Origin of the sequence: Micromonospora sp. NPDC048830 (genome assembly GCF_043198215.1) — a bacterium.
GTDB lineage: Bacteria > Actinomycetota > Actinomycetes > Mycobacteriales > Micromonosporaceae > Micromonospora.
In genome coordinates, this window is record NZ_JBICUP010000042.1 from 1 (window position 1) to 834 (window position 834).

General features: G+C 74.0%; 1 rRNA gene and 1 pseudogene. One reads left to right on the forward strand and one right to left on the reverse strand.

Features of this window, described 5'->3' with window-relative positions:
- Positions 1 to 95, forward strand: a 5S ribosomal RNA gene (rrf, locus tag ACGFIZ_RS27350); the annotation flags it as partial.
- A 90-nt stretch (positions 96 to 185) separates the two neighbouring features.
- Here rrf and ACGFIZ_RS27355 read toward each other — a convergent pair.
- Positions 186 to 834: pseudogene (locus tag ACGFIZ_RS27355) on the reverse strand (hypothetical protein); the annotation flags it as partial.

An 834-nucleotide genomic window follows, 5' to 3' on the forward strand; every position in this document is an offset into this window, starting at 1 on the left:
AAACGCCCGGTTACATTCCGAACCCGGTAGCTAAGCCTTCCAGCGCCGATGGTACTGCACTCGGGAGGGTGTGGGAGAGTAGGACACCGCCGGACTTCTTTCCAGTCGAGGGCCGCCCCAGCAGGGTCGGCCCTCGACTGCGTAGCGTCGGTCGCGGCGCAATCAGGAAGGATGTACCTGTGAGTTCAGGACCGCGGGACGGAGACCGTCCCCGTCGTTACGAAGAGCGCGCCGAGCGGCGTGGCGCGGCGCCGCGGCGCGACGACCGACCGCCGTACCGGGGCGACCGCGACGACCGGTCGCGCGATCAGCGCGGCGGTTACAGCGGTGGCCGGGATGGCGGCTACCGCGGCGGTGACCGTCGTGAGGGTGGCTCCCGCTTCAGGGACGACGCCAGGCCCGCCGGCGGTGGTTACGGCCGCGACGGCGAGACCCGCGAGGGTGGCTTCCGCAGCGGCCCGCGCGGCGAGGGCCGGGACTTCCGTGGCGGTGACCGTCGTGAGGGTAGCTTCCGCTCGGGCCCGCGTGAGGGCGGCTTCCGCCGCGACGGCGACGGCCCGCGCGACGGTGGCTTCCGCGGTGACCGCCGCGAGGGCGGCTTCGGCGGCGAGCGCCGTGAGGGCGGTTTCCGTCGTGACGGTGAGTCGCGGCCGGGCGGGTTCCGCGACCGTGAGGGTGGCTTCCGCGGTGGGGAGCGTCGCGAGGGTGGCTTCGGCGGCGATCGCCGTGAGGGCGGTTCTCGCGGCGAAGGCCGTGAGGGTGGCTTCCGCGGCGGCGATCGCCGTGAGGGTGGCTTCCGTGGCGGCGATCGCCGTGAGGGTGGCTTCCGCGGTG